At 64.9% G+C, this 25,860-nt stretch carries 20 protein-coding genes and 1 pseudogene; 7 read left to right on the top strand and 14 right to left on the bottom strand.

Going from position 1 to position 25,860, the window contains the following annotated elements; translation table 11 throughout:
* Window positions 1-5: 5 nt before the first annotated feature.
* Entirely contained in the window at window positions 6-4,127 is a 4,122-nt protein-coding gene (locus NKH30_RS15345) for an AsmA family protein (protein ID WP_352996045.1), read from the bottom strand.
* 94 nt (window positions 4,128-4,221) lie between these two features.
* A complete protein-coding gene (locus NKH30_RS15340) occupies window positions 4,222-5,637 on the bottom strand; it encodes an FAD-binding oxidoreductase (RefSeq protein WP_352978198.1) in 1,416 nt (471 codons plus the stop codon).
* A gap of 119 nt (window positions 5,638-5,756) precedes the next feature.
* Here NKH30_RS15340 and NKH30_RS15335 point away from each other — a divergent pair, with 119 nt between their 5' ends.
* Together NKH30_RS15335 and NKH30_RS15330 are read left to right on the top strand one after the other, a co-directional pair.
* Window positions 5,757-6,242, top strand: coding sequence for a thioesterase family protein (locus NKH30_RS15335; protein ID WP_352996043.1), 486 nt, complete (start codon window positions 5,757-5,759; stop codon window positions 6,240-6,242).
* Window positions 6,243-6,389: 147 nt separating this feature from the next.
* Entirely contained in the window at window positions 6,390-6,587 is a 198-nt protein-coding gene (locus tag NKH30_RS15330; protein ID WP_023676715.1) for a hypothetical protein, read from the top strand.
* A gap of 72 nt (window positions 6,588-6,659) precedes the next feature.
* On the opposite strand, the gene NKH30_RS15325 is transcribed toward NKH30_RS15330, so the two are convergent.
* On the bottom strand, window positions 6,660-7,139 hold the full coding sequence (locus NKH30_RS15325; protein WP_352996092.1) for an Lrp/AsnC family transcriptional regulator: 480 nt from the start codon (window positions 7,137-7,139) through the stop codon (window positions 6,660-6,662).
* 90 nt (window positions 7,140-7,229) lie between these two features.
* Between NKH30_RS15325 and NKH30_RS15320 the strand changes: the two genes are divergently transcribed.
* A complete protein-coding gene (locus NKH30_RS15320; RefSeq protein ID WP_352996041.1) occupies window positions 7,230-8,132 on the top strand; it encodes an EamA family transporter in 903 nt (300 codons plus the stop codon).
* On the opposite strand, the gene NKH30_RS15315 is transcribed toward NKH30_RS15320, so the two are convergent.
* Entirely contained in the window at window positions 8,133-9,032 is a 900-nt protein-coding gene (locus NKH30_RS15315; RefSeq protein ID WP_352996039.1) for a dienelactone hydrolase family protein, read from the bottom strand.
* 275 nt (window positions 9,033-9,307) lie between these two features.
* Here NKH30_RS15315 and NKH30_RS15310 point away from each other — a divergent pair, with 275 nt between their 5' ends.
* Both NKH30_RS15310 and NKH30_RS15305 read left to right on the top strand, forming a co-directional pair.
* Window positions 9,308-9,457, top strand: coding sequence for a hypothetical protein (locus tag NKH30_RS15310; protein WP_023676719.1), 150 nt, complete (start codon window positions 9,308-9,310; stop codon window positions 9,455-9,457).
* Window positions 9,458-9,466: 9 nt separating this feature from the next.
* A complete protein-coding gene (locus NKH30_RS15305) occupies window positions 9,467-9,898 on the top strand; it encodes a hypothetical protein (RefSeq protein ID WP_352614313.1) in 432 nt (143 codons plus the stop codon).
* A 10-nt stretch (window positions 9,899-9,908) separates the two neighbouring features.
* On the opposite strand, the gene NKH30_RS15300 is transcribed toward NKH30_RS15305, so the two are convergent.
* The gene (locus NKH30_RS15300) at window positions 9,909-12,221 is read right to left on the bottom strand and encodes a glucose/quinate/shikimate family membrane-bound PQQ-dependent dehydrogenase (RefSeq protein ID WP_352767781.1); all 2,313 of its coding nucleotides are present in this window, start codon (window positions 12,219-12,221) and stop codon (window positions 9,909-9,911) included.
* Between the two features lie 252 nt (window positions 12,222-12,473).
* Here NKH30_RS15300 and NKH30_RS15295 point away from each other — a divergent pair, with 252 nt between their 5' ends.
* Window positions 12,474-15,197, top strand: a complete 2,724-nt coding sequence (locus NKH30_RS15295) for an ATP-dependent helicase (RefSeq protein WP_352996038.1) — start codon at window positions 12,474-12,476, stop codon at window positions 15,195-15,197.
* A 12-nt stretch (window positions 15,198-15,209) separates the two neighbouring features.
* On the opposite strand, the gene NKH30_RS15290 is transcribed toward NKH30_RS15295, so the two are convergent.
* The 5 genes from NKH30_RS15290 to NKH30_RS15270 form a co-directional block, all read right to left on the bottom strand.
* Entirely contained in the window at window positions 15,210-16,259 is a 1,050-nt protein-coding gene (locus tag NKH30_RS15290; RefSeq protein WP_352450091.1) for an ABC transporter permease, read from the bottom strand.
* On the bottom strand, window positions 16,256-17,053 hold the full coding sequence (locus tag NKH30_RS15285; RefSeq protein WP_352996036.1) for an ATP-binding cassette domain-containing protein: 798 nt from the start codon (window positions 17,051-17,053) through the stop codon (window positions 16,256-16,258). Before NKH30_RS15285 ends, NKH30_RS15290 begins: the two co-directional genes overlap by 4 nt.
* 86 nt (window positions 17,054-17,139) lie before the next feature.
* On the bottom strand, window positions 17,140-18,153 hold the full coding sequence (locus NKH30_RS15280; RefSeq protein ID WP_352996034.1) for a substrate-binding domain-containing protein: 1,014 nt from the start codon (window positions 18,151-18,153) through the stop codon (window positions 17,140-17,142).
* Window positions 18,154-18,318: 165 nt separating this feature from the next.
* A complete protein-coding gene (locus NKH30_RS15275) occupies window positions 18,319-19,224 on the bottom strand; it encodes a sugar phosphate isomerase/epimerase family protein (RefSeq protein WP_502911476.1) in 906 nt (301 codons plus the stop codon).
* The gene (locus tag NKH30_RS15270) at window positions 19,224-20,258 is read right to left on the bottom strand and encodes a Gfo/Idh/MocA family protein (protein WP_352996030.1); all 1,035 of its coding nucleotides are present in this window, start codon (window positions 20,256-20,258) and stop codon (window positions 19,224-19,226) included. Before NKH30_RS15270 ends, NKH30_RS15275 begins: the two co-directional genes overlap by 1 nt.
* Before the next feature lie 196 nt (window positions 20,259-20,454).
* On the opposite strand from NKH30_RS15270, the gene NKH30_RS15265 reads away from it, so the two are divergent.
* Window positions 20,455-21,480, top strand: coding sequence for a LacI family DNA-binding transcriptional regulator (locus tag NKH30_RS15265; RefSeq protein WP_352996028.1), 1,026 nt, complete (start codon window positions 20,455-20,457; stop codon window positions 21,478-21,480).
* A gap of 10 nt (window positions 21,481-21,490) precedes the next feature.
* Here the strand turns inward: NKH30_RS15265 and NKH30_RS15260 are convergent, their stop codons facing one another.
* From NKH30_RS15260 to NKH30_RS15245, 4 genes and pseudogenes are all read right to left on the bottom strand, one after another.
* A complete protein-coding gene (locus NKH30_RS15260; RefSeq protein ID WP_352996026.1) occupies window positions 21,491-22,408 on the bottom strand; it encodes a ribokinase in 918 nt (305 codons plus the stop codon).
* Between the two features lie 31 nt (window positions 22,409-22,439).
* The gene (locus NKH30_RS15255) at window positions 22,440-23,315 is read right to left on the bottom strand and encodes a MurR/RpiR family transcriptional regulator (RefSeq protein ID WP_023721163.1); all 876 of its coding nucleotides are present in this window, start codon (window positions 23,313-23,315) and stop codon (window positions 22,440-22,442) included.
* On the bottom strand, window positions 23,312-24,289 hold the full coding sequence (locus NKH30_RS15250; RefSeq protein WP_352767773.1) for an ABC transporter permease: 978 nt from the start codon (window positions 24,287-24,289) through the stop codon (window positions 23,312-23,314). Before NKH30_RS15250 ends, NKH30_RS15255 begins: the two co-directional genes overlap by 4 nt.
* Window positions 24,290-24,305: 16 nt before the next feature.
* A pseudogene (locus NKH30_RS15245) lies at window positions 24,306-25,832 on the bottom strand (sugar ABC transporter ATP-binding protein).
* Window positions 25,833-25,860 lie beyond the last annotated feature (28 nt).

The following is a 25,860-nucleotide window of genomic DNA, read 5'->3' as shown; positions in this document are numbered from 1 at the left end:
CGCCGTCACCCGCCATTCAGCGATTTCAGCAGATCGTCGATCGACGAGGGATCGAGCTTGAGCTTTGGCGGGGGCTGCACTGGCGGTGGCACGTTGTTTGCGGCCGGTGGCTCCCGTTCCGCGCGCTCCGCCGCGGCCTTGCGTTCGGCGTCGAGCCTTGCCTTCTCTTCCGAGGCGATCCGCAACGCCTCTTCCGCCCTCTGGCGTTGCTGTTCTTCGGCCTGCGCTGCTTCCTCGGCAGCCTGTTGCGCCGCCTTGGCTTTGGCTTCGGCATCCGCTGCGGCCTTTGCAGCCGCCTCGGCTTTCGCCCTGGCCTCGGCTTCGGCTTTCGCCGCTGCATCCGCCTTTGCCTTGGCTTCAGCCTGCGCCCTGGCCTCCGCTTCGGCTTGGGCCTGCGCCTCAGCTTCGGCCTTTGCCTTGGCGTCCGCTTCAGCTTTCGCTTTGGCCTCAGCCTGCGCCCTCGCCTCCGCATCCGCCTGTGCCTTGGCGTCCGCTTCAGCCTTCGCCTTGGCTTCAGCCTGCGCCCTCGCCTCGGCTTCGGCCTGGGCCTGAGCCTCGGCTTCGGCCTTTGCCTTGGCGTCGGCCTCGGCCTTCAGCCGCGCTGCTTCCTGTTGCCTGCGCAGTTCCTCCGCCGCTCTTTCACGCTCGGTTTGCAGCGCAGCGTAGTAGCGCACCTCACGCCGCAGCCTTTGTTTCTCGAGCAGTGCGGCTTGCATGGCTTCGACCCGCTGCTGCTCCTTTTCCAGCGCACGCTGGGTCAGGAACTGTGCCAGCGGCTCGCTGTCGAACTGCCGTTTGGTGGCGCCAAACGGCCCGTCGACGCTGAAATTCAAAATCGGTTCGGAGCCGACCAGCGCCTCATCGCCGGGCCGGTAGGCGATCTCGCCCTTGGCATCGACGGTGCTGGTGTTCAGATCGGCGGTGATGTCGGCGGACAGCGTCGCGCCCGGGCTTTCGAATTTGACCGGCGGCGCCCTCAGCGTGCCGCCGGCGATGGTGAAGGCAATATCGGTGTCCTGCGCCGGAAAACTGCCCGCCGCGGCGATCTGCGGCACAAAGCCGGCGGTCTTCGACGCGTCGATATCGCGCCCTATCGCGTCGGCCTTGGCAATGAATGCGCCAAAGGCATCGGGATTGAAGCCGGCAATAGTCATGCCCTTCAGCGTCGCCGTGCCGGAACCGGACAGCGCCGCAACCATCGCGTCGACCGATTTGCCGCTGGTCGAAAGCGCCGTCGAGAACTCGCCGCTTCCGCTGATGCCGGCCTCCGGCAGCACGGCTGCCAGATCGGCGCCGGCGAGTTTCATCTGACTGGAGAAAAGCCCGGTGCCGTCATTGTTCTTGAGCTCGAACAGGCCACTCAACGCGCCGCCGAGGAACTTTGCCTTGAGGTCGGAAACGCGGATGCCCTCCTGGTCGAGCTGCAGCGACAGCGCAGCGTCATAGGCGGTGGCAAGCGGGCCGGCGGCAAGCGACGCCGCCGTCAGATCGAGATCGGCGGTAAATGGCAGACTGGATTTCTGGCTGAACGGTGCTGTCGGCCAGGTCCTGTCATTGACAAGGAAGGCCTGGTCACCGAACAGCATCACCGCCATCGGATCGAGGTCCAGCTCGTCCAGCGACAGCGCGCCGGCAAGATGCGGCAGCCCCTCTTTGATGTCGATATTTACGTCACCGGAGACCGCCGCTTCGTTGACGGCGCCGCTGAGGCCGCTCAGCACCAGGAGACCATTGCCGTAATCGGCATCGGCTGCAAGCGACGTCGACATGCCGGTGCCCATGCCGGGCAGGCCAACGCCGGTCGTCATCAGCCATGGCTCGATGTCGGCCGTTTCAAGGCTGACCTTGCCCTTGGCGGCCGCGCCTTGAGCCGTGTCGGCAATTGTCCCGTCGAAACCAGCTTTGAAGTCGTTGCCGGCCAGGCTGAATCGTGTCGCCAGGCCACCGCCAAGCGTGCCTTTGGCCGAGACCTCGGTGGTCGCCTCGCCGAGCATGCCGAGTGGCAGCGCCGGCAAACCGTAAAGCGCCAGCAGCGCCGTGGCGTCGGCATTCCTTGCGTTGAAGGTCAGCGTCACCGGCGCTTCGAGAGGCCGGTCGAGCGCCCCTTTGCCGGATAACGACGCCGAAAAGGCCGAGCCACCGGCCTTGCCCTGTGCGCTCATTGCCAGTCCGGTCGTACCATCGCCATTGTCTGCGGCACTCGTGACCGCATCGATACGCGCATCCTGGAACAGCTCGGGATAGGCAGCAGCACGCTCCGCCAGGCCCTTCAGCACTGCATTGCCGGGATAATGCTGGACGGCGACGTCGATCAGCGGCTTGAGGTCGACGGCGACCACCGAGGCGTCGAGCTTGCCGGTCGGGCTCGCCGGGAAATCCTTGATCCGGCCGGTGGCGCTGATCGAGGCGCCGGCAAGTCCGCCGACCGACAGTCGGTCGATCTCAAGCAGCCCCTCGCGCAATCTAAGCGCGGTGTCGACGCTATCGGCGGTCAACCCGCCGGCGCTGACCGGCCCGGCCTTGATCTGGAAATCGAGGTCGCGGTCGGAAAAGCGGTTGGCGCCCTTGTCGCTGACGAAGATCGAGGCGAAGGCGGCGAGCCCGTCGACATCGAGTTCGCCACCTTCCAGTTGCATCAGCACCGATGGCCTTGTGTCGTCGGGCTGGCTGGAATCGATGCGGCCGGAGAACTTCGCCTTGCCGAGGATGAGTTCGAGATCGCTGAAGGCCTGGTGCTTCTCGCTCAAATCCACCTTGGCCTTGAAGCCGGCGGCCGGCAAGCGGCGGATCGCCTCGTCGACGTCCTTCGACAGCCATGCGGCGAAGCCGGAGGGCTGCGCCACCGCCAGAAGCAGCGATCCGGTGAAACCGAAATGGTCCTCGACGCTGACCATGCCGTTGGCTTCCAGCTTGGCGCGGCCGGGCAGCGTGGCGGCCAGCGATTTTACCGACCAGCCGCCCTCGGCTGGCTCGGCGGACAGGTGCACGTCGCGAACGGTGGTATCGCCTGCCACCACCGCCGGCAGTTTCACCTCGACCGTGCCCGGTATGGTCGGCTTCGGCAGATCGAGCAGCGCCTGCTCAAGCGCCGCCACCCGCTCGGACAGCGTCAATCCGGCACCGGCCGCCGCCCCCACGGCCTCGTCGAACTGCACCTGCGCGCCATTGGCCTCGATCGAGAAATGCGGCTTCAGCCCAAGGTCGACCGCAGCCTTGCCGTCGGCGGTGTAGGGATTGTCGCGTGGCCCGGTCTCGAAGCGGAATTCGTCGACGCCGAGCTTCTGGTGGTCGAGCGAAAACTTGCCGTTCAGCCTGAAGCCCGGGTCCGGTTTGCCGGCGCTGACTTTCAGCGCCTCGCCGCCGGTGCCCAGCTGCCGCGCCGCAGTCGGGTCTGCGCCCGATATCTTGAACTGGCCCGAATAGACGGCGGCGCCCTCGACGAGGCCCACATAGCCGTCGGTCTCGATGACCAGCGGATAGGCGTCCGGATCGGCCTTGAGCCTGAGCCGCATTTGCCCGTCCGGTTCGGCCTTGCCGGTGGAAGCGGCGATCGTCGTCCGCAACCCGTCCAGCAACAGCGAGCCGTCCAGCCGCCAGGGGCCGGCCAGCGACTTGGCCGAGATCGTCGAGTTGATCTCGGAAATAAGATGGCTGCGCCCGCCGGCGGCGTGGCTGAGCGCGATCTGTCCTTCCGTCACCGTCAGCTTCTCGATGGAGATCTGGCCGGGATCGAAGGGCGAGGACGGCCGTATCGTCCAGTCGACCGTGCCGTCGGCGGCGATGTCAATCGTCGCCTTCGGTCTCACCAGGCGCATGTCGAAGATCAGCACCTCGCCGCGCAGGAATGGCGCGAGTTCTGCATCCATCGAAAAGGTTTCGACGGTCATCGCCGGCTGGCCGTTAGGGCCACCGGCAACGGCGACGTTGGAAAAGGTCACCGAGGGGAACGGCAACAGCCTTGCCGTCGCATCGCCTCGCACGGTCACCTTGCGGCCCAGGACGGCACTGGCCTCGCGCTCGAAATCGGCACGGTAACCTGTCCAGTCGACAAAGTACGGCACCACCAGCGCCGCACACAGCACCAGCACAAGAAGCCCACCGAAGATCACGAACAGGCGTGCGAGCATGAACTCCTAGACAGTTGATAGTAAAGTCAGTGGCACTCTACCCGCATCAGCGTGTCGATAAAGAGGCAAATCGGGGCGCGGCAGCGGCCTGATGTCAGTCCTTTCCCGGCAGTATCTTCCCCGGGTTCATGATGTTCAGCGGGTCGAGCGCCTGCTTGATCGTGCGCATGATGTCGACGCCATGGCCGAGCTCATGCCGCAGGAAGCCGATCTTGCCCTGCCCTATGCCATGCTCGCCGGTGCAGGTGCCGTCCATGGCGATGGCGCGCAAATTGAGCCGCGCCACGAATTTTTCGGCCAATGCGATCTCTTTCGGGTCGTCCACGTCCATCAGCACCAGCACATGGAAATTGCCGTCGCCGGCATGGCCGACGATCGGCGCGATCAGGCCCATCTCGGCGATATCCGCCTCGGTCTCGGTGACGCATTCGGCAAAGCGCGAGATCGGCACACAGACATCGGTCGACAGGCCCTTGGCGCCCGGCCGTAGCGTCAGCGACGACCAGTAGGCATCGTGCCGGGCTTTCCACAATTTTGTCCGCTCTTCGGCGACGCTGGTCCACAGGAACGGACCGCCGCTATTTTCCTCGGCGATCATGCCGAAGGTCTCGGCCTGTTCGGCGACACTGGCATCGCTGCCGTGGAACTCGACGAACAGGCACGGGCTCTCCGGATAGTCGAGCTTCGAATAGGTCTTCATCGCCCGCATCTGCAGCGCGTTGACCAATTCTATGCGCGCCACCGGAATGCCCATCTGGATGGTCGCGATCACCGCGTTGCACGCCGCCTCGAGGCTGGGAAACGGGCAGACGCCGCCTGAAATCGCCTGTGGAATGCCCTGCAGCTTCAAGGTCAGCTGGGTGATGATGCCAAGCGTGCCTTCCGAACCGATCAGCAGCCGCGTCAGATCATAGCCGGCCGAGCTCTTCTTGGCGCGCTTGCCGGTCGTCACTGCCTCGCCATCGGCCATCACCGCCGTCAGCGACAGGACGTTCTCGCGCATCGTGCCGTAGCGCACCGCGTTGGTGCCCGACGCTCGTGTCGCAGCCATGCCGCCGAGCGAGGCATTGGCACCCGGGTCGATCGGAAAGAACAGGCCGGTGTCGCGCAGGTGCCGGTTCAGATCCTCGCGCGTCACGCCGGGCTCGACGGTGCAGTCGAGGTCCTGCGGATTGACTGCAATGATGCGGTTCATGCGTGACGTATCGAGCGAGATGCCGCCGCCCGGCGCATTGGTGTGGCCTTCCAGCGAGGAGCCGACGCCGAAGGCGATCACCGGCACGCGATGCGCCGCGCATGCGCGCACGATCTCCTGCACCTCCTCCGTCGTCTCGGCAAAGGCGACGCCGTCCGGCGCCTGCGTCGGAATATAGGTCGTGGTGTGCGCGTGCTGGGCCCGGATCGCCTGGCCGGTCTGGAATCGCTCGCCGAGCCGCTGCTTGAGGATGCCGAGTACGGCGGCAATGCCTTCTTCGTTGCGCTCGACCGGATTGAGGTCGCTTAGAGCCATCGATTCCTCCGCGAATGGACCAGCGTCCACCCTTGTTCTGCATCTACGGATGCGTAGTCTCACCAACCACGCTCTGTCCAGTCCACGCTCATCCCGGCATGACGAGAAGGAAGTTTCCGATGCCCATCCCCGCCCCTTTCGTCTCCCGCGCCACGGACATCGAGGAGGCCTGGATCGACTACAACGGCCATCTCAACATGGCCTACTACAACGTGCTTTTCGATCGTTGCTCCGACGAAGCCTTCGAGATGATGGGGATGGGGCCGGATTACGTGAAAGAACGACGGCTGACCATCTACACGGCGGAAGTCCATGTCTGCTACGTCCAGGAGTTGCATCTCGACCACAAGGTCACGGTTTCGTTCCAGCTGCTGGACCATGACGAGAAGCGGCTGAGGGCCTATCAGGAAATCCGTCATGTCGACGGGTGGCTCGCCGCCACATCCGAAACGCTGTCGCTGCACGTCGACATGGCTGGCCCGAAGGTCGCGCCCTTCCCCGCCGACGTCCTGGCCCGGGTGGAAGCGATGCGCGCCGCCCACGCCGCCCTGCCGATGCCGGAGCGCGCCGGCCGCTCGATCGGGATTCGTCGTAAGCAGGCTTGAACCACGGTCCAACCGCCGTTAACCTTACCGAGGTTTTAACGTGAACAAGCCGAATTGAGACGTTGAACGACTCAGCGCGGCGTTGGAAAACCGTCCGCATCGAATTGCGATACGGGCGGCGGAGCAGCAGCGGTTCGGGGAACGTGCATGAAAACCGATATCAAGGTCGAGGCGGACAGGCTGGCGGCTGATCCACGCATCACCGACTATGATTTCTGGCGCTCGCTGAAGAACCTCAATAACGAGATCTTCCACATCGCCAACAACAACGAGCCGATCCCCTTCGCCATGATCCGCTGGCGCGCCATCCTGAAGCAGGCGCGGATGAAACGCGGCCACGCCTGAACGGTGGGGGAAAAAACAGACCGGCCGTCCGGTTTGCATTTCTGATGATGTGCTGACGAACGATCCCAAGTGTCAAGGCTGGCGCTTCACCGCACCCAGCGGCGATCGCGGCACCACCGGCGACGACTGGATGATCGCCGTATTGGTCATCGCGAACGGAATGATCCGGTCGATCACCCGCTCGAGCTCGGCCACCGAGGCGACATGCGCCAGCGCGATGAAACAGTCTTCACCGGCGACCCGGTCGCATTGGGCGATTTCCGGTAGGTCGCGGATGATTTCGGCCACGACAGCGAGCTGGCCCGGCACCGGCCTGATCCGCAGCCACGCCGACAATTTCATGCCGAGCGCGGCCGGATTGATGCGCACCGTGTAGGCCTCGATCACGCCGCTCTCCTGCAGCCGCTTGATGCGCTCGGCCACGCTCGGCGCCGACAGGCCGACCGACCGCGCCAGTTCGGCGGTGCTGGTGCGCGCGTCCTTTTCCAGCAGGCGCAGGATTTTCAGGTCCGCCGGATCCAGATCGCTATTTTCATTTCGAAGGCGTTTCAGCGGAATGCTCCTTTCTTTCGGAAAGGAAATGGCCGAAATGCCCGGCCATTATCCATATCAATGGCAAAAATCGCCTGCGATACTGATCCCATGCAAGATCGGACGCAAGCCCCCGCAGCAAGTCCGGCACTCGCCGGCCCCGCCTTTATCTTGGCAAACGCGGTCCCGCCGCATCTCTGGTTCGGCGTCAGCGCCGTGTTCCACTATCTCGGACCGGCCTTCGCGGTGCTGCTGTTCCCGCATGTCGGCGTGCTCGGCATGGCGTGGCTGCGCATTGCCACCGCGGCGCTCGTCTTTGCCCCGCTGACCCGACCGTGGGCGGTCTTCGCCCGCGCCGATCGCTCGACGCAGTTGCTGCTTGTGGCCTTCGGCGCCTGCCTTGGCGTGATGAACTGTTCTTTCTACCTGGCGCTCGATCGGCTGCCGATCTCGCTGGTGGCAGCGATCGAATTCGTCGGCACGATCGGCGTCGCGCTTGTTGGTCTCAGAAGCCCGCGCAATCTCGCCGCCCTCGCAATCGCTGTCGCCGGCACCCTGTTGCTGATCGACGTCAAATGGTCGAGCGATCCCGTCGGCCTGTTCTGGGCCTTCCTCAACGGCACGCTGTTCGTTGGCTACATCGTTCTTGGCCACCGCGTCGCGCGCGCCGGCGCTGGTGACGGCATCGCCGGGCTGGGTGCCGCCATGGCGGTCGCCCTTCTCGTCGTTCTGCCGATCGGTTTCGCCGATGCTCTGCCGGCTTTCTCGGCGCCGCCGCTGCTGCTTGCGGGGGTCGGCGTCGGCATCTGCTCGTCGGTCATTCCCTATATTTGCGACCAGCTTGCCATGTCGAGGCTGCCGCGCTCCAGCTTCGCGCTGATGCTGTCATTGCTGCCGGTCACCGCAACGTTGATCGGCGTCATCGTGCTACGGCAGGTGCCGAGCCTCACCGACTGCCTTGGCATCGCCCTGGTGGTGGCCGGCGTGGCGTTCCATAAGCCGGCGCCGGACTGATCAGGCCAGTTTCTCCTTGAGGAAAGCGATCGTCCTGCCCCAGGCGAGGTCAGCCGCCTTCTTGTCATAGCGGGCCGCCGACGTGTCGTTGTTGAAGGCATGGTTGGCGCCTTCATAGACATAGACCGAGTATTCGACATGATCCGCGTCGAGTGCCTTCTTGAAGGCATCGATGCCGGCATTGGTGCGGGTGTCGAGCCCGGCATAATGCAGCATGAGCGCGGCCTTGATCTTCGGCACGTCCTCGGCCTGTGGCTGCATGCCGTAATAGGCGACGGCGGCGGCGAGGTCCGGCGCGTTGACGGCCAGCATGTTCACCGTGCCGCCGCCCCAGCAGAAGCCGACGGCGCCGACCTTGCCGTTGCCGTCCTTGTAGCCTTTGAGGTAGGCGACGGTTGCCACGGCATTGGCGGCGACCTGTGCTGGATCGAGCTGGGAAAACAGGTCACGTGCCCTGTTTTCATCGTCCGGCGTGCCGCCGAGCGGTGTCATGAAGTCCGGCGCAAGCGCCACGAACCCTTCCAGCGCCACGCGCCGCGCCACATCGCGAATATGCGGGTTGAGACCCCTGTTCTCGTGCACCACGATGACGGTGCCAAGCTTGCCGGTCTGGTCCGCCGGCCTGACCAGATAGCCCTTCATCTCGCCGGCGCTGCCGGGAGAGCTGATGTCCTTACCTTTCACACGCGGATCGTCTTCCGCCACGATTGCCGCCTGGGCCGAGTTCGCCGCCAGCAGCGGCGCGATCGCGGCAGCTGCCGCACCCGATCCGGCAAGCCTGGTCAATTGCTCCATGAAGCGCCGCCGGTCGAGCGTCAGGTGCGTGTATTCGTCATAGGCATCGATCATCGCCTGGGTAATGACAGGCTCGGCGGCGGTGGGTTCGGCAGGTGTTGTCATGGCGCGCTTCTCGTCGGCGCCCCCCGCGGCAACATAGAGCCGAAGCTTGCCTGGTCCAGTCACGGCTGAGTGAGGCTGCCATAAGTCCCTGCACGAGGGCCGTGATGCCGCTAGCCCCACTGTCGTTAAATTTTGGTCCTTTGTGGCAATGCTAAATGCACGCACCACAATGTAAAAAGAAGTTACCGGGCTATGCCTCACTCGGGCCATTTGGCGAACGACAATGGCCATTTGGCGGGAAAAGAATGCCTGATTGACGACGAAGGAACACGCCCATGACCTTTCCCTCCCCGCTTCTGGCAAGTGGGTTCGCCCTCGCCGCTATGGCTTTGCTGGCGCTGCGGTTCACTGCCTTCACCGCCTTCAAACGATCGTTGATCAAGATCCGCGCCAACCGGCACCCGCCCGCAAACACCAAAGCCTGAGGAAAGGTCATGGACGTTCAGGACATCATCAACACCGTCTCCCAGAAATCCGGTCTCAACCAGGCTTTGACGGAAAAGGTCGCCGGCACGATTTTCTCGGTGCTCGAACACGAGGCGGAAGGCACGACTCTGTCCAGCTTCTTTGCCAAAATCCCGGGAGCCGACGCCCTGGCCAAGCAATATGATGTCATGGCTCCCGGCGCGGCTTCCGGTGGTGGCCTCCTGTCCTCGCTGGAGGGCGCGCTCGGCGGCGCTCTCGGCGAAAAGACCGGCGCGCTGATCAACGGCGTCGCCATACTCAAGGCATCAGGCCTCACGCTCGCTCAGATCAGCCAGGCCGGCACGATGCTGGTCCAGCAGGCCGAGACAGCCGCCGGCCCGCAGCTGACCAGTGAGGTACTTGCATCGGTACCCGACCTGAAAGGGCATCTCGGGCTCTGAAGGAACTTCTCTATTTCGGCAGCGTATAGGCCATCACATAGTCGCCCGGCTTGGTACCGACCGAGCCGTGGCCGCCGGCAACGATGACGACCAACTGGCGTCCGTCGGCTACCGTGTAGGTCATCGGTGTCGACTGCCCGCCGGCCGGCAGCCGCGCCTGCCAGAGCTGTTTGCCGGTCGTCAGGTCATAGGCGCGCACATAGTCGTCGACCGCCGCACCGAGGAAGGCGACGCCGCCGGCAGTGATCATCGGCCCGCCAATGCCGGGCACGCCGACCTTGAACGGCAGCGGCAGCGGCGTCATGTCGTAGACGGTGCCGTTGCGATGCTTGTAGACGATCTTGCCGGTCCGAAGGTCGGCACCCGCCACATAGCCCCAGGGCGGCGCCTGGCAGGGAATGCCGAGCGGCGACAGGAACGGCTTCAATATCACTGCGTAAGGCGCACCGTCATTGCGGTTCAGGCCTTGTTCGCTGCCCTTGGTGTCACCGGGCGGCGGCACGTCGGCGCGCGGCACCAGCTTGGAGATGAACGCCAGGTATGTCGGCATGCCGAACATCACCTGCCGGACCGGATCGACTGCCACGCCGCCCCAGTTGAAGGTGCCGAAATTGCCGGGATAGATCAGTGAGCCTTGCAGCGACGGCGGCGTGTAGCGGCCCTCATAGCGCAACTTCCGGAGCTCGATCCGGCAGGCCAGCTGGTCGAACATGGTAATGCCCCACATGTCGGCACCGGTCAGCGGTTTCGGACTGAAGCTGAGATCCGAGACCGGCTGCGTCGGCGAGGTATGGTCGCCCTCGATCGCGCCGCCCGGTGCCGGCACTTCCTTGACCGGAACGATCGGCTCGCCGCTGCGCCGGTCGAGCACATAGAGGTCGCCCTGCTTGGTCGGCCCGACCAGCGCCGGCACCACGCCACTTTCCGTGGTGATGTCGACCAGCGTCGGCTGCGCCGGCACGTCCATGTCCCAGAGATCGTGGTGCACGGTCTGCCGCACCCAGCGCAATTGTCCGCTGTTGAGATCGAGCGCGGTGATCGACGAGGAGAATTTCTCGTCATTGGCGCTGCGCCCGGCGCCGAGCTGGTCCGGCGTCTTGTTGCCGAGCGGCACATAAAGCAGGCCGAGCTTCTCGTCGGCGCTTGCCGTCGACCACATGTTGGGCGAGTTGTTGGTGTAGGTCTGGTCCGGCGGCAGCGGCGTCGTCTGGTCCGGATTGCCGGAATCCCAATTCCACAACAGCGCGCCGGTGTCGGCATCGTAGGCACGGATGACCCCGGACGGCTCCTGCGTCGAATAATTGTCGTTGACCGCGCCGCCGACGATGATCTTGTTGGCGACGATCAGCGGCGCCGAGGTCGAATAATAATAGCCCGGCTTCGGATATGGCATGTTGGCGAGCAGGTTCAGCGTGCCGCCTTCGGCGAAAGTCGGGCAGACCTGGCCATTCGCCGCATCGAGCGCGATCAGCCGGGCGTCGGATGTCGGCAGGTAGATGCGTGTGGCACAGGGCTGGCCGGCGGCGACCTTGGCATCGGCATAATAGGACACGCCGCGGCAGGTCTGGTGCTGGCGGTCCTTGTTGAGCTTGACCTGCGGATCGAACCGCCATTTCTCCTTGCCGCTCGCGGCATCGATGGCGATGGCGAAATTATGCGGCGTGCAGATGTAGAGCGTGTCGGCGATTTTTAGCGGCGTCACCTGATAGGTCGTCTCGCCGATGTCGTCGGGCCCTTTCACGTCGCCGGTGCGGTAGGTCCAGGCCGGCTGCAGATTGGCAACGTTTTCAGCGGTGATCTGGTCGAGCGGCGAATAGCGCTGGCCATATTGCGTGCGACCGTAATAGTGCCATTCGCCAGCCGGCACGTTGCCGCCAAGATCGGCCGTCGGCGTCACCTTGTCGGTGTTGAGTTCACCCGCAATATCCTTTGGATCGGTCGTCATCGAATAGCCGGCGACGGCAAGCGATGCCAGCACGGCGAGGATAAGCGGCGCGCGTCCGTCGGGACCGGTAAGCCCGCGCCGCGCCCATGGCGTCAACAGCCATAGCGCGACAAGCACGATGATGCCGCCGCGCGGGCCGAGCTCCCACCAGTCGAAGCCAATCTCCCAGACCGCCCAGGCGAGCGTGCCGAGCACGATCGCCGCGTAGAGCCACAGCGCCGTGGATCTGCGCCTGTAGAGCAGCCAGGCCGCGACAAGGAAAGCTAGACCGACGATGACGTAGTACCAGCTGCCGCCCAGCGTCACGAGCCAGATGCCGCCGCCGCCAACCGCCAGGCCGATGAGGAAAAGGATCAGGGAGGTAATGACCACAGCCAAGACGGTGCTCCTTCGACTGGTGCGCTCCGCGACGCGTCCATGGGCAACCCGGCATTGCGCTCCTGCCCCCACGCAACTTTCTCCGGCCCGCTTCCCCTGTCAAGCAAGCTCGGCGTTTTACGGTGCCGACCCTCAGCAAGCCCGGCGTTTTGGTTAGCGGACCCATTCAGATTGTGAGTCTACCGACTGGACAGAGAACAAAACGGAGACACTTCTGGCCTTTCGCTGCCGAATCACTACATTCGGGGGGAGATGTCCGGCTTTTCGGAAGACATGCCCTTTTTTGACGAACCGAACGCGCGGCCCGCGGCCCCGTCGGGCATTGCCGCGCGCGCCATGGCTGCCCGCAGCAACCAGAACAACGCGCCCGATTATCTCAACGGCCTCAACCCCGAGCAGCGGCTGGCGGTGGAAACCACCGAAGGCCCGGTGCTGGTGCTGGCCGGCGCCGGCACCGGCAAGACGCGCGTCCTGACCACCCGCATCGCCCACATCCTTGCCACCGGCAAGGCTTTCCCCTCGCAGATCCTCGCCGTCACCTTCACCAACAAGGCGGCGCGCGAGATGAAGCAGCGCATCGGCCTGTTGATCGGCGAAGGCAATGTCGAGGGCATGCCGTGGCTCGGCACCTTCCACTCGATTGGAGTGAAGCTGCTGCGCAGACATGCCGAGCTGGCCGGGCTCAAATCCGACTTCACCATTCTCGACACCGACGACGTGGTGCGCCTGATCAAGCAGCTTATCCAGGCCGAAGGGCTGGACGACAAGCGCTGGCCGGCCAAGCAGTTCGCCCAGATGATCGACGGCTGGAAGAACAAGGGCCTCGGTCCCGCCGACATCCCCGAGGGCGATGCCCGTGCCTTCGCCAACGGCAAGGGCCGCGAGCTCTATAAGGCCTATCAGGAGCGGCTGAAAACGCTGAACGCTTGCGACTTCGGCGATCTCCTATGCCACCCGATCCGCATCTTCCGCGCCAATCCGGACGTGCTGAAGGAATACCATAAGCGCTTCCGCTACATCCTCGTCGACGAATATCAGGACACCAACACCGCCCAGTACATGTGGCTGCGGCTGTTGGCACAACGGCCGCAATCCTCCCCCCTTGAGGGGGAGGTGCCCGCGAAGCGGGCGGAGGGGGTTGCCGCAGAAGGCACCGCTAGAGCGTCGAGCACTGCCGCCGGTAGGTCGAGCACTGCCGCACGGACCCCACCCGACCGGGCTTCGGCCGGCCACCCTCCCCTCGAGGGGGAGGGAAGCCCGCGCCTGTCCACCGTAAATATCTGCTGCGTCGGCGACGACGACCAGTCGATCTATGGCTGGCGCGGCGCCGAGGTCGACAACATCCTGCGCTTCGACAAGGATTTCCCCGGCGCCACCATCATCCGGCTGGAGCGCAACTATCGCTCGACCGCGCACATCCTCGGCACCGCCTCCCACCTCATCGCCCACAATGAGGGCCGTTTCGGCAAGACGCTGTTCACCGAAAAGATCGCCGAGGACGACGAGAAGGTGCATGTCCACGCCGCCTGGGATTCCGAGGAGGAGGCCCGCGCCGTCGGCGAGACCATCGAGGCCTATCAGCGCCAGAAGCACAATCTCAACGACATGGCGATCCTCGTCCGCGCCTCCTTCCAGATGCGCGAATTCGAGGACCGCTTCGTCACGCTCGGCCTCAACTACCGCGTCATCGGCGGCCCGCGCTTCTACGAGCGCCTCGAAATCCGCGATGCGCTGGCCTTCTTCCGCGTCGTCGCGCAAGGCGCCGACGACCTCGCCTTCGAGCGCATCGTCAACGTGCCGAAGCGCGGCCTTGGCGAGGCCACCATCCGCCAGATCCACGACACCGCACGCGCCCTGCGCATCCCGATGCTGGAGGCGGCGGCAAAACTCGCCGAAAGCGACGAGTTGAAGCCGAAGCCGCGCGCCGCACTGCGCGAGGTATCGGCCAATTTCGAGCGCTGGCAGAAGGCGCTGGAAACCACGCCGCACACCGAGCTCGCCGAGACCATTCTCGAGGAGAGCGGCTACACCGACATGTGGAAGAACGACCGCTCGGTTGAAGCGCCCGGCCGGCTCGAGAACTTAAAAGAACTGATCCGCTCCATGGAGGAGTACGAATCGCTGCGCTCCTTCCTCGAACACGTCGCACTCGTCATGGACGCCGAGCAGAACGCCGAGCTCGACGCCGTTAACATCATGACGCTGCATTCGGCCAAGGGCCTCGAATTCGAGACCGTTTTTCTCCCTGGTTGGGAGGAAGGTCTTTTTCCGCACCAGCGCTCGCTCGACGAGGGTGGCCGCTCCGGGCTGGAGGAGGAGCGCCGGCTTGCCTATGTCGGCTTGACCCGCGCCAAGAAGAACCTGCACATCTGGTTCGTCTCCAACCGCCGCATCCACGGCCTCTGGCAGTCGACCATCCCGTCGCGCTTCCTCGACGAGCTGCCGGAAGCCCATGTCGAAGTTTCCGAGAGCGGCAACAGCTACGGCGGCTACGGCAATGCCTATGGCGGCGGCTCGTTCGCCTCCGGTCGTGGAGGCCAAGGGGCGGGCAGGCAGAACCCTTATGGGGCATCGCGCTTCGACAACATAGGCGGCAATAACGGCGCCGAAAAATCCGGCGCTTTCTCCAGCACCTATGCGACGCCGGGCTGGCAGCGCGCCCAAGCCAACCGCACCGAGGCGACCGACCGCAATTGGGGCACGCGCTCCGGCCACCAGGTCGAGCGCATCGGCTATGGCGAAACCGACTCCGGCTACGGCGCCGGCCGTACCTCGGTCAAGGGGCGCACCATCGACGGCGAACTGGTCGCCAAATCCGTCGCCGACACGCCGTCCCCCTTCAGCGTCGGCGACCGCGTCTTCCACCAGAAATTCGGCAACGGCAACATCTCGGCCATCGAAGGCAACAAGCTGACCATCGACTTCGACAAAGCCGGCCAGAAACGCGTACTGGACGGGTTTGTCACCGGGGTGTGAGGCCGCCGGGCGCTAGCGATACCGCGCCTGGTTCCACTTATGGCCGAGCAGCGACAGGATGATGATCAGGCCGTTGAAGAACTGGACATAGAAGCCGCTCAGGCCTGCCGCGACGACGCCGGTCTGGATGAACGAGACCGTGACCGCGCCGATCGCGCCGCCGACAACCGTGCCGATGCCGCCCCAGGTCGGGGTGCCGCCGACGAACACCGATGCCAGCACCGGCAGCAGGTATCCGTCGCCCGCCGTCGGCCACCAGGTGAAGTTGATCATCACCGAGAAGGTGCCGGCGATCGCCGCGCCGATACCGACGAAGACGAACACTTTCACCCGCACGCGCTTGACGTCGATACCCATCTGCTGGGCGCTGTCTGGATTGTCGCCGACCACCTTGACCTGGGCACCGAAGCGATGGCGGTTGTAAAGCAGCGCCGACAGCACGACGAAGCCGATGGCCCAGAAGATCTGCACCGGAATGCCGTAAAGCTGGCTGGAGAAGATCTTGTAGGCCCAGCTGTCGGCAAGGCCGGTCAGCGCCGTCGACCTGCCCTCGTTGATGATCTGGATCAGGCCGCGCAGCAGGAAATTCATGCCGAGCGTGGCGATCAGCGACGACAGCCCGCCATAGACGACCAGCGAGCCGACCAGGAAGCCGAGCAGCATGCCGGTGACGATTGCGGCGGCGATGCCGAGGAACGGGTCGTAGCCAGCCTGCACGACCAGCGCAAACACCCAGGAGGCAAAGCCCATCGTCGCCGGAAACGACAGGTCGATCTCGCCGCAGGTGACGACGAAGACCAGCGGCACCACCACGAACAGCGCCACCGGCAGCGTGGTGAGTACGGAGCTGTAGAGATACCAGGTGGTGAACACAATCGGGTTGGCGATCATGAACACCGCCATCATGACGATGAACACGGCAAGCGTGCCGAGCGCGGCGCGGTTGTCGAGGATGAACCCGCGCAGCCAGTTGTCGGACGGGTGTCTCCACTCTTTCCCGGCGGCCTCATTATGCGTGCCGCCGAGGGGGCTCTGCAGATCGGGTTCCATGGTCTTGCTCATCGTGCCGCCCTCTCCGCATCGCCCGCGTCGTGCAACCCCGGCAATCCGCTGGGGTGGGCGACGTCTTCCATGAAATTGATCAGGTCCTCGGCCGATTTGACCTCGCTGCGGTCGGCGCTGAGCGCGACCTTGCCGCGGTCCAGCACCACGAAGCGATCGGCGATATCGAAGACGTGGTGGATGTTGTGGCCGATGAACAGGATCGAGCGACCGCTCGCCCGCACCTGGCGCACGAAGTGGAAGACCTTGGCGGTCTCGGTCAGCGATAGCGCGGTCGTCGGTTCGTCGAGGACTATCAGCTCCGCCTTCTTATAGATGGCCCGCGCGATCGCCACGCCCTGCCGTTCGCCGCCCGAGAGCTGGCCGACGATCGACTGTGGCGTGAACACTTTCGAGGTGAAGCCGATCTCGCGCATCAGCCGGCTCGCCTCCGCGATCTCCTTGTTGACCTTCAGCCAGCCAAGCCAGCCGGTGAGTTCGCGGCCCATGAAGATATTGCGTACGATCGTCTGCTGCACGGCGAGCGCCCGGTCCTGGAACACCGTTTCGATACCGGCGTCGCGCGAGCGCGCAGGGCTCCATCCGGTCACCGGCTTGCCGCGGACGAGAATCTCGCCGCTGGTCGGTTTGACCACGCCGGACAGGATCTTGATCAGCGTCGACTTGCCGGCGCCATTGTCGCCGATCAGGCCGACCACCTCGCCGCGATCGACGCTGAGATTGACCCCGCCCAGCGCATAGACCTGGCCGTAGGACTTGGTGATGTCGCGCAGTTCGATGATGCGTTCGGCCATGGCGATCCTCGCTTGATTTTCGCGTGCCGGCCTTTTCGCCGGCGGTCCCGCCGGCCGGGCTCGATCCCGGCCGGCGGCTTGGGAGGTCAACGCAGCGCCTGCTTGGCGAGCTCGGCGACGATCTCGTAATTCTGCGGCGTGACGAAGCCGGCGCCGGTATCGACATTCATCGGTGCGAGACCCAGCACAACCTGCTGGCAGAGGCTGAGGATCGGCAGATAGCCCTGCAGGAACGGCTGCTGGTCGGCCGTCAGCTGCACCCAGCCGCCCTTGAAGCCCTCGACGATCTGCGGGCTGGTGTCGAAGCCGAAGTTGAAGACATCGCCCGGCTTCCTGCCCGCCGCCTGCATGTAAGTCGGGACGTTGCCCAGCATCTGTCCGCCGGGATAGCCAACCGCCTTGACGTCGGGATTGTTGAGCAGTGCCGCGGTGATCACCGGAATGGCCAGATTGGGGTCGGAAGCCCATTCGCCGCTCGGTGGCGAGGAGAGCTGTATGACCTCGACGCCCGCTTCCTTGAGGGCAGCGACAGTGCCGCGTTCTCGCGCGCCGCGGCTCTCGTTCTCGAACGGGCCGATCATGATTGCCTTGTCGCCGGCCTTGAGCCCGGCCAGCTTGACCGCCTCGGCGCCAAGCGCGCGGCCCTGCTGCTCCTGCTGGGCACCGACATAGCCGCCGCCGAACGCCGCCGTGACCGTCGGCACCGGCACGTTCTGGTACATCATCTTGATGCCGTCCTTGTGCGCCTGTTCCGCCAGCGGCATGATCGCGGCGTCGCCGGGGTGGCCCATCATGGCGATGCCTTGGGGCTTGACCGCGACAGCCTCGCGCAATTGCTGCACCATCTTCTCGACATCCCACTGGGAAAAGATGTAGTCGACCTTCGGCCCGAGATCGGCCGCCGCCTGCTTCGCGCCATTATAGACGATCGTGCCGAAGGCATCGCCCTCGGCGCCGCCGACGAAGAAACGGATATGGACATCCTTGCACCACTGGGCATCGAGCGCCTGCGCCGGCAAGGTCGAGAGTGCGGCGGCGAGCGCCATCGCGGCTGCCGCGACGGTCGAGCGCAGAACTGTCCTTCTCATCGTAATGCTCATGCACTTATCCTCCCTTTGTTCCCTCGCTAGCCGAGGGGTTTCGACGATCGCTTCGGCATTGCGCCGCAATCTTTCGCTGGCCGGCACCTCCCGTCGGCTTGTCCTGTTTTTATGCATGTCGTTATCGCAAAACCGCTGGGCACTTTTGCGCGACATGCATTAGCCTCACACCGGGTTCGGCAGGTAGCTCGCGCCTCCCCGGCATTGTTGGAGATAATCCAGTGCCCGCGCCTGGCCGGTGATCTCGAGATCGCCGCGATAGACCGGGTCGTGCCAGCCCTCAATGTCGATGGCGCCCTTGTAGCCGGCCAGCCGCAGCTCGCTGATCACCCGCGTCCAGTCGCTATCGCCGAAGCCAGGGGTGCGCATCTGCACGAACGGCAGGCGGCCGAACACGCCATGTTCGCGGATCACGTCCCAGTGCACCGTCGCGTCCTTGCCGTGGACGTGGAAGATACGCGGCGCCCATTTGCGGATCTGCGGGATCGGGTCGATCAGATAGACCAACTGGTGACAGGGCTCCCACTCCAGGCCGAGATTGTCGTCCGGCAATTCGTTGAACATCAGCTCCCAGGCGTCCGGGTTATGGGCGATGTTCCAGTCGCCGCTGGCCCAGTTGCCGTCCATGGCGCAGTTCTCGAAGGCGATGCGCACGCCCTTGTCGGCGGCCCGCTTTGCCAGCTTCCCCCAGACCTCGCGGAAGCGCGGCAGGCTGTCGGGCAGCGGCTTGCCGCGAATGCGGCCGGTGAAGCCGCTGACCACATTGGTGCCGAACAGATGCGCGTTGTCGATGATCGTTTCCCACGCCTCGAGCACGCCGCGATCGATCTCGCCGCTCTCCAGCGGATTGCCGAACACGCCGATCGACGAGACGATGACATCGGCATCGCCGATCGCCTCGCGGATCTCGCCCGCCAGCCGCGGAATGTCCTTGCCGCCCAGCGTCTGCCAGAAGAACGGCTGGATGCTCTCGAAGCCGAGCGGCAGGATCTGCCTGACATAGGCGGCCGGGTCGTCCAGATTGGCCCGCACCATTGTGCCGATCCTGATGTCGAGCAGCGGGTTTGGCATCATGATCCTTCCTGTGCAGCGATAGCGACCCGGTGCCCGGTTTCGGCGCTCTCGATTGCGGCGAAAACCATGGCCAGGCTCTTGATGTTGTCGGCGCCGCGCGTCTCCGGCTCGGTGCCGGTCTCGACGGCGCGGACGAAATCCTGGATGATGCCGAGATGGCCGCCGACGCGATCTGCCGGGTCGAGCGGCGGCACGGCTATCGATTCGGTGCGGTCGAACAGGCCTTCACGGACCGGCCGCACGACTTCCGCCTTCAATCCGTCCGCGCCGTCCCAGACAATGCTGCCGCGCTCGGCGACGATCCGCCATGTACTGTCCCAGCTTGTACGGAAGCCGGCCGCGCACCAGCTGCCGGCATAGGTGAACAGCTTACCGCTGCCGAGGTCGAAGCTTGCGGTTGCCGACGACCCTTGCCGATACCAGGAGTTGGCCGGCTCCCACTCCTGGCAATAGACGCCGGCCGGTTCGCCGGCCACCATGTAGCGGGCTGCATCGAATGTGTGGATCGCCATATCGAGCAGCAGCACATGGCGCATCTCTTCGCGAAAACCGCCGAAATGCGGCGCAACGAAGAAATCGGCGTGGATGCTGGTTGGCGCACCAATGGCGCCGGAATCGAGAAAGCGCCGGATGCGCCTGACGTTGGCGACATAGCGGCGGTTCTGCACGACGGCATGGATGCGGCCGGCGCTGCGGGCCGCCTCGACAATGGCACGCGCATTGTCCGGGCTGTCGGCGAGCGGCTTTTCGGTCAAGAGATGGCAATGGTGGGCAAAGGCGGAAAGCGCGACCTCGCGGCGGGCGGCGGGAACCACGACGTCGAATACCGCGTCGGGCCTGGTCTGGTCGAGCACGGCGTCGAGGTCGGTTCCGATGACGGCGCCGGAAAGCTCGTATTCGCGCGCCCTTGCCCGCGCCCTTTCGGCGTCGAGATCAACCAGGCCGACAATGGCAAGCCCGTCGATCTGCCTGGCCGCATCGAGCCAGGCTTTGCTCATCGCGCCGCAGCCGACCAGGACGACATTGATCATCCAGCACTCCTCCCTCTCGGCCCCTCCAGACCGATCGCCACGGCGTTCACGGCAGAGCCGCAAGCGTTCTTCCGTAAACGTTTACGAGAACACACCCGATGGCGTAGAATGTCAATTGGCCGGCTGTGAAAAATCGTGGCGTCGGCTTGGCCCGGAGAGCAGCCGGTGCTAGCCAAGCAAGGGGGAGTACTGTCCTTTGGCGTCCAGCATTCACGACCTTGCGCGTCACCTGAATATTTCGATCGGCACGGTGTCGCGCGCGCTCAACGGCCGCGCCGACGTCAATGCCGACACACGCCAGCGCGTGCTCGATGCGGCCAAGAAGCTGAATTATTCGCCGAACCAGTCCGGCCGCAGCCTACGGCGCGGCGCCACCCATTCGATCGCCTTCATGCTGCAGCCTCATCCGGGCGACCAGGAATATGGCGAGCCGTTCTTCATTCCGTTCCTGACCGGATTGCAGGCCAAGCTCGCCGAAAGCGGCCTCGACCTGATCGTGGTGATGGGCGCGCCGGGCGACTATCAGCAGGAGCGCCTGCGCCGTGTCGTCGAGACGCGGCGGGCCGATGCCGTGGTGCTGGCCTGGACGCGGCGCGAGGACGAGCGCATCGACTATTTGACCCAGGCCGGTTTCCCGTTCGCGACGCTCGGCCGCAGCCGCTCCGGCGGCGATGCCTATCCCTCGCTCGACCTCGATTTCGAAAAAGCCGGGGCTGACGCGGTCGATCGTCTCGTCACGCGCGGTCACCGCCGCATCGCCGCCATCCGCCCGTCGCTCGACCTCAATTTCGGCTATCTGTTCCTCGCCGGCTATCGCAAGGCGTTGCGGCGGCACGGCATCGAATTCGACCCCGCGTTGATCGCCGACGGCTTCATCAACGAGGCCGGCGGCTACGCGGTGACGCCGAAGGTCATGCACTCCAAGGACCCGCCGACGGCCATCATCTTCAACAACGACGCGATGGCGCTTGGCGGCTGCAAGGCTCTGGCCGAGGCGGGCATCAGGCCCGGCCACGACGTTGCGGTGATCGTCATCGTCGACACGCCGCTCTGTCGCTATTTTTCGCCGGCGCTGACCGGCTTCCGCCCGGCGCTGGAGCCGATGGGCGAGCGGTTGGCCGAAATGCTGCTGGCATCGATCCCGGCTTACGCCGGCGCCGAAGGCGCACGCATCATCCGTGAAGTCTGGCCGCTGGAACTGATCGCGCGCGACAGCGATTGAATCGCGGCGGTCACTGAGCAGGCTCAGATTGATCAAGACCCCCGCGCCCGCGCTCCGGCGTTGCGACCAGCGAGGCAGCGGCGGCATTGGCGGCGGCAAGTGCCGCCTCGACGGGCTCTCCACGCGCAAGCCACGCCGCAAAGGCGCCGACGAATTCATCACCGGCACCGTGGGTGCTGACCACCTCCACCGGCATCGCCGGCAAGGCGAATGCCTGGCCGTCGCGGTCGCAATAGGCAACGCCCTCGCCGCCGGCCGTGACGATTGCAGCCGGATAGAAACCGACGAGCATGCCGGCCGCCTTCGCAGCACCCTCGAGCGTGTCGACGACCGAAACGCCGGCCAGGAACTCCGCCTCGATGGCGTTGACGATGACGATGTCGGTCAGCGCGATCAGTTCGGCTGTCAGCTTTCGCGCCGGCGCCGCATTGAGAACGACGCGGCCGCCATGCGCCTTCACCGCTCGCGCCGCGGCAATGTTGGCAGCTTCCGGCACCTCGTTCTGCAGCAGCAGCACCGCCGTTTGCGCGATCGGCTCGGCCGCCTCAGTAATGTCCTTTTCGCCGAGAGTGAGATTGCTGCCCGAGACGATCACCGCGCCATAGTCGCCGCTGTCGTCGAAAATCGCTACGCTCATGCCCGAGCCGGCGCCCGAAGCCACTCCCACGAAGCGCTGGTCGACGCCGTTGCGATCGAGATTGTCGAGAAGCGCGCGGCCGAAATCGTCGTCGCCGACAGCGCCGATCATTGCCGCACGCACGCCGGCCCGCGCTGCCGACACCGCCTGGTTGCCGCCCTTGCCGCCGCATTTCGGATGCCAGGCATGGCCGGTCACCGTTTCGCCCTTGCGCGGGCGATCGGGGGCTTCGACCATGATGTCGTAATGCAGGCTGCCGAATACGGTCACCAGCGGCGGGGAAGCCGTCATGTGCCCCAGACCTTCATGAGCCGCTTGCCTTTCATGAGTTCTTGTCTTTCCGTTTCGACGTCACCGCAGACATGGTGCGGCCGAGATTGCGCTCCGCCGCCTGGTAGTCGCGTTGCGCGACCGCCACGAACAGCGCGTCGAGGATGTTGAGCTGGGCAATGCGCGCCGCTGCGTTCTCACCCATCAACGGCGAGCCTTGCGCGGTCGAGCAGAGCACGATGTCGGCGACGGCTGCCAATGGCGAGTTGTCATAGTTGGTGATTGCCAGCGTGCGCGCGCCGCTTTTGCGCGCAAGTTGGATGGCGTCGATAACAGCGCTCGTGTTGCCGGAATGCGAGAAGCCGACGGCGATGTCGTCGGCGCCGAGCAGCGAGGCCGACATCAGCATCATGTGCGAATCGTCGTAGACAGAGGTGCGGATGCCGATGCGCAGGAATTTGTGCGAGACGTCGCGTGCGATCTGCGCCGAACCGCCGACGCCGTAGAAATCGCGGTTCCTGGCGCGGTAAAGCAGATCGGCGGCACGGTCGAAATCGTCCATGTCGAGGATGGCGAGCGTCTCCTCCAGCGCCTGGATAGAGGTGCGGAACACCTTCTGCACGATCTCGGCCGAACTGTCGTCCACCGACAGCTCCTGATGCATCTCGGCGGTCGGCAGGCGACTGTATTCATAGACCGCCGTGCGAAAATCGCGATAGCCGGAAAAACCCAGCTTCTTGGCGATCTTGACCACCATCGCCTCCGAGACACCGGCCTCCTCGGCGATCTGCTTGAGCGGTATGGTCTCGTCGAAGCCGCGCCGTCCGAAGACGGTTTCAACCACCTTCGCCTCGAGCGGCGTCAGATGCGGCATCATCATGCGAATGCGCGGTCCTACTGCTTTCAGGTCCAGCCCGGTCAAGGTCATCCACGTCCCCTCGTCACGCGATCGATAAGCATCGCGGCGAGGATTATAAGGCCAGTTGCCAGGAGCTGATAGAAGGACTGCACGTTCATCAGCGTCAGGCCGTTGCGCATGCTGCCAAGGATGACGGCACCCAGGATGGTGCCGACGACGCTGCCCTTGCCGCCCATCAGCGAGGCGCCGCCGATCGCCGCCGCTGCTATGGCGTCGAGCTCCCAGAGATTGCCGAGAATGGGTTCGGCCGCACCCAGCCGGCCGATCAGGATCTGCGCTGCAAGCGCTGCCAGCAGGCCCGAGATCATATAGGCGGCGATCTTGGTGCGGGCGATCGGCACGCCGGCTATGTAGGCCGCCTCCTCATTGCCGCCGACGGCGAGCAGATATTCGCCAAACGGCGTCTTCTTGAGGATGATCCAGGCAATCAGCGCGACCACGGCCACGATGATGACCGCCAATGGCAATCCGAACAGCGAGCCGTTGAAGATGGCACGGAAGCCGGCAGGCAGGCCGAGCACCGGATTGCCGCCGGTATAGATCAGCGCCAGCGCCCGGTAGGTGCTGAGCGTTCCCAGCGTGACGATGAAGGGCTGCAGCCCGATATAGGCAACCAGCACGCCGTTGAGCAGTCCGCAGGCGAGGCCGATGGCGAAGCCGGCGGCGATGGCCAGCGGAAACGGCACGCCGGCAACCAGCATCGAGGCCGAGATGACGGCAGAAACCGCTGCCGTCGGCCCAACGGACAGATCGATGCCGCCCGAGATGATTACCAGCGTCATGCCCAACGCCAGGCAGGCATTGATGCTCGACTGCTGCAGGATGTTGATCAGGTTACGCTCGGCAAAAAAGCCGGGGACCAGCGCCCCGAAGACGGCAAGGATCACCACCAGGCCGATCAGCGTGCCGGCGTCGCGCACGGAAAACCGGTGCAGGAAATCTGCCCTTGGGCGCGCTGCTGTGTGTTGGGTTATATCGGTCATCCGCTGGTCCTGTCCGTTATGCACCGGCCCGATGGCCTTGCGCCTTGCCGGCCTCAATCTCCGTTTGGGGTATGGCGTGCGCGGCGATCGCGTGTTCGCTGAGACTTGCGCGGCCCAGTTCGGCGGCGACCGTGCCGTCGCGCATGACCAGCACGCGGTCGGCGAGCCGGATCACCTCAGGCAACTCGGACGACACGACGATAACCGAATGGCCTTCGGCGGCGAGTTCCTCGATCAGGTGGTAGATCTCCGCCTTGGCGCCGACATCGATGCCGCGCGTCGGCTCGTCGAACAGAAGGATCCGCGTTCCCGCCGCCAGCCAGCGGCCGATGATCGCTTTCTGCTGGTTGCCGCCGCTGAACAGCCGAATTGGCCGGTCGAGCAGGAACGGCCTGAGATTGACTCGCTTCATCTTCTCGGCTGCGACGCGCTTCAGCCGGCGGTGGTCGATGAGGCCGCGCGGCGCGAACACGCCCATCGAGGCCAGCGCCATGTTGCTGGAGATCGACCGCAACGGCACGATGCCTTCGCGCTTGCGCTCCTCCGGCACCAGGCCGATGCCGGCCGCGATCGCGTCGCGCGGACTGGAAAGCTTTACCGCCTTGCCGTCGATCTCTATTGCGCCTGATGAGGCCCGGTCGGCGCCGGCCAGCAGCCGCAGCAGCTAGGTGCGGCCGGAGCCGCCCAGTCCGGCAATGCCCAACACCTACCCGCGATGCAGGTCGAACGAAACGTCACGGACCTTGGTTGCCAAGGTGAGGCCACGCACGCTCAGCCTGATCTCGGGGGAAGCATGCGAGCGGTGTTGTTCCTGGGCAAGCTCGCGGCCGACCATCATCGAAACGACGGCCTTTTCCGACACCTGCGCGAGATCGACGGTTTCGACCACAACGCCGTCGCGCATGACAGTGGCGCGCTCGCAGATGCCGAACACCTCGTCCAGCTTGTGCGAGACATAGATGACGGCGACACCGTCGCGTGCCAGACCGGCAATGACTTCCGCCAGCCGTTCGAACTCGCTCGGCGTGAGGCTCGACGTCGGCTCGTCCATCGCCACGATCCTGGCGCGGTCGAGCAGCGCCCGGGCGATCTCGACGATCTGCCGCTGCGCCACCTTCAGCGAGCCAAGCGGGGCTGCCGGATCGATGGTCGGGTCGATGGCGGCCAGCGCTTCCGCAGCGCGGCTTTCCTGCTCGCGCCGTGCGACGAAGACGCCGCCGCGCGTCAACGGATGGCCGAGGAACATGTTCTGGGCGACGCTGAGGCGTGGCACCTGCTGTAATTCCTGATGGATCATCGCCACGCCCGCGGCGCGTGCGGCGACCGGATTGTTCAGCGTCACCGGCTTGCCGTCGATCAGCACGCTTCCCGCCGTCGGTCGGTAGACGCCTGACAGTATGCGCAGCAGCGTCGATTTGCCGGCGCCGTTTTCACCGAGCAGGCCATGGATCTCGCCGGCGCCGACCGAAAACGACACGTCGCTCAGCGCCCGCACAGCCGGAAACTCTTTGGAAATGCCCTCGAATTGCAGCCGCGCTGACATTGCTTCGGTTCTCCAGGCAAGGTGCCGA

Source organism: Mesorhizobium sp. M1273 (genome assembly GCF_040318195.1).
Classification (GTDB): domain Bacteria; phylum Pseudomonadota; class Alphaproteobacteria; order Rhizobiales; family Rhizobiaceae; genus Mesorhizobium.
Note: the sequence above shows the minus strand (reverse complement) of the source record. Positions and strands in the feature narration are given on the sequence as shown.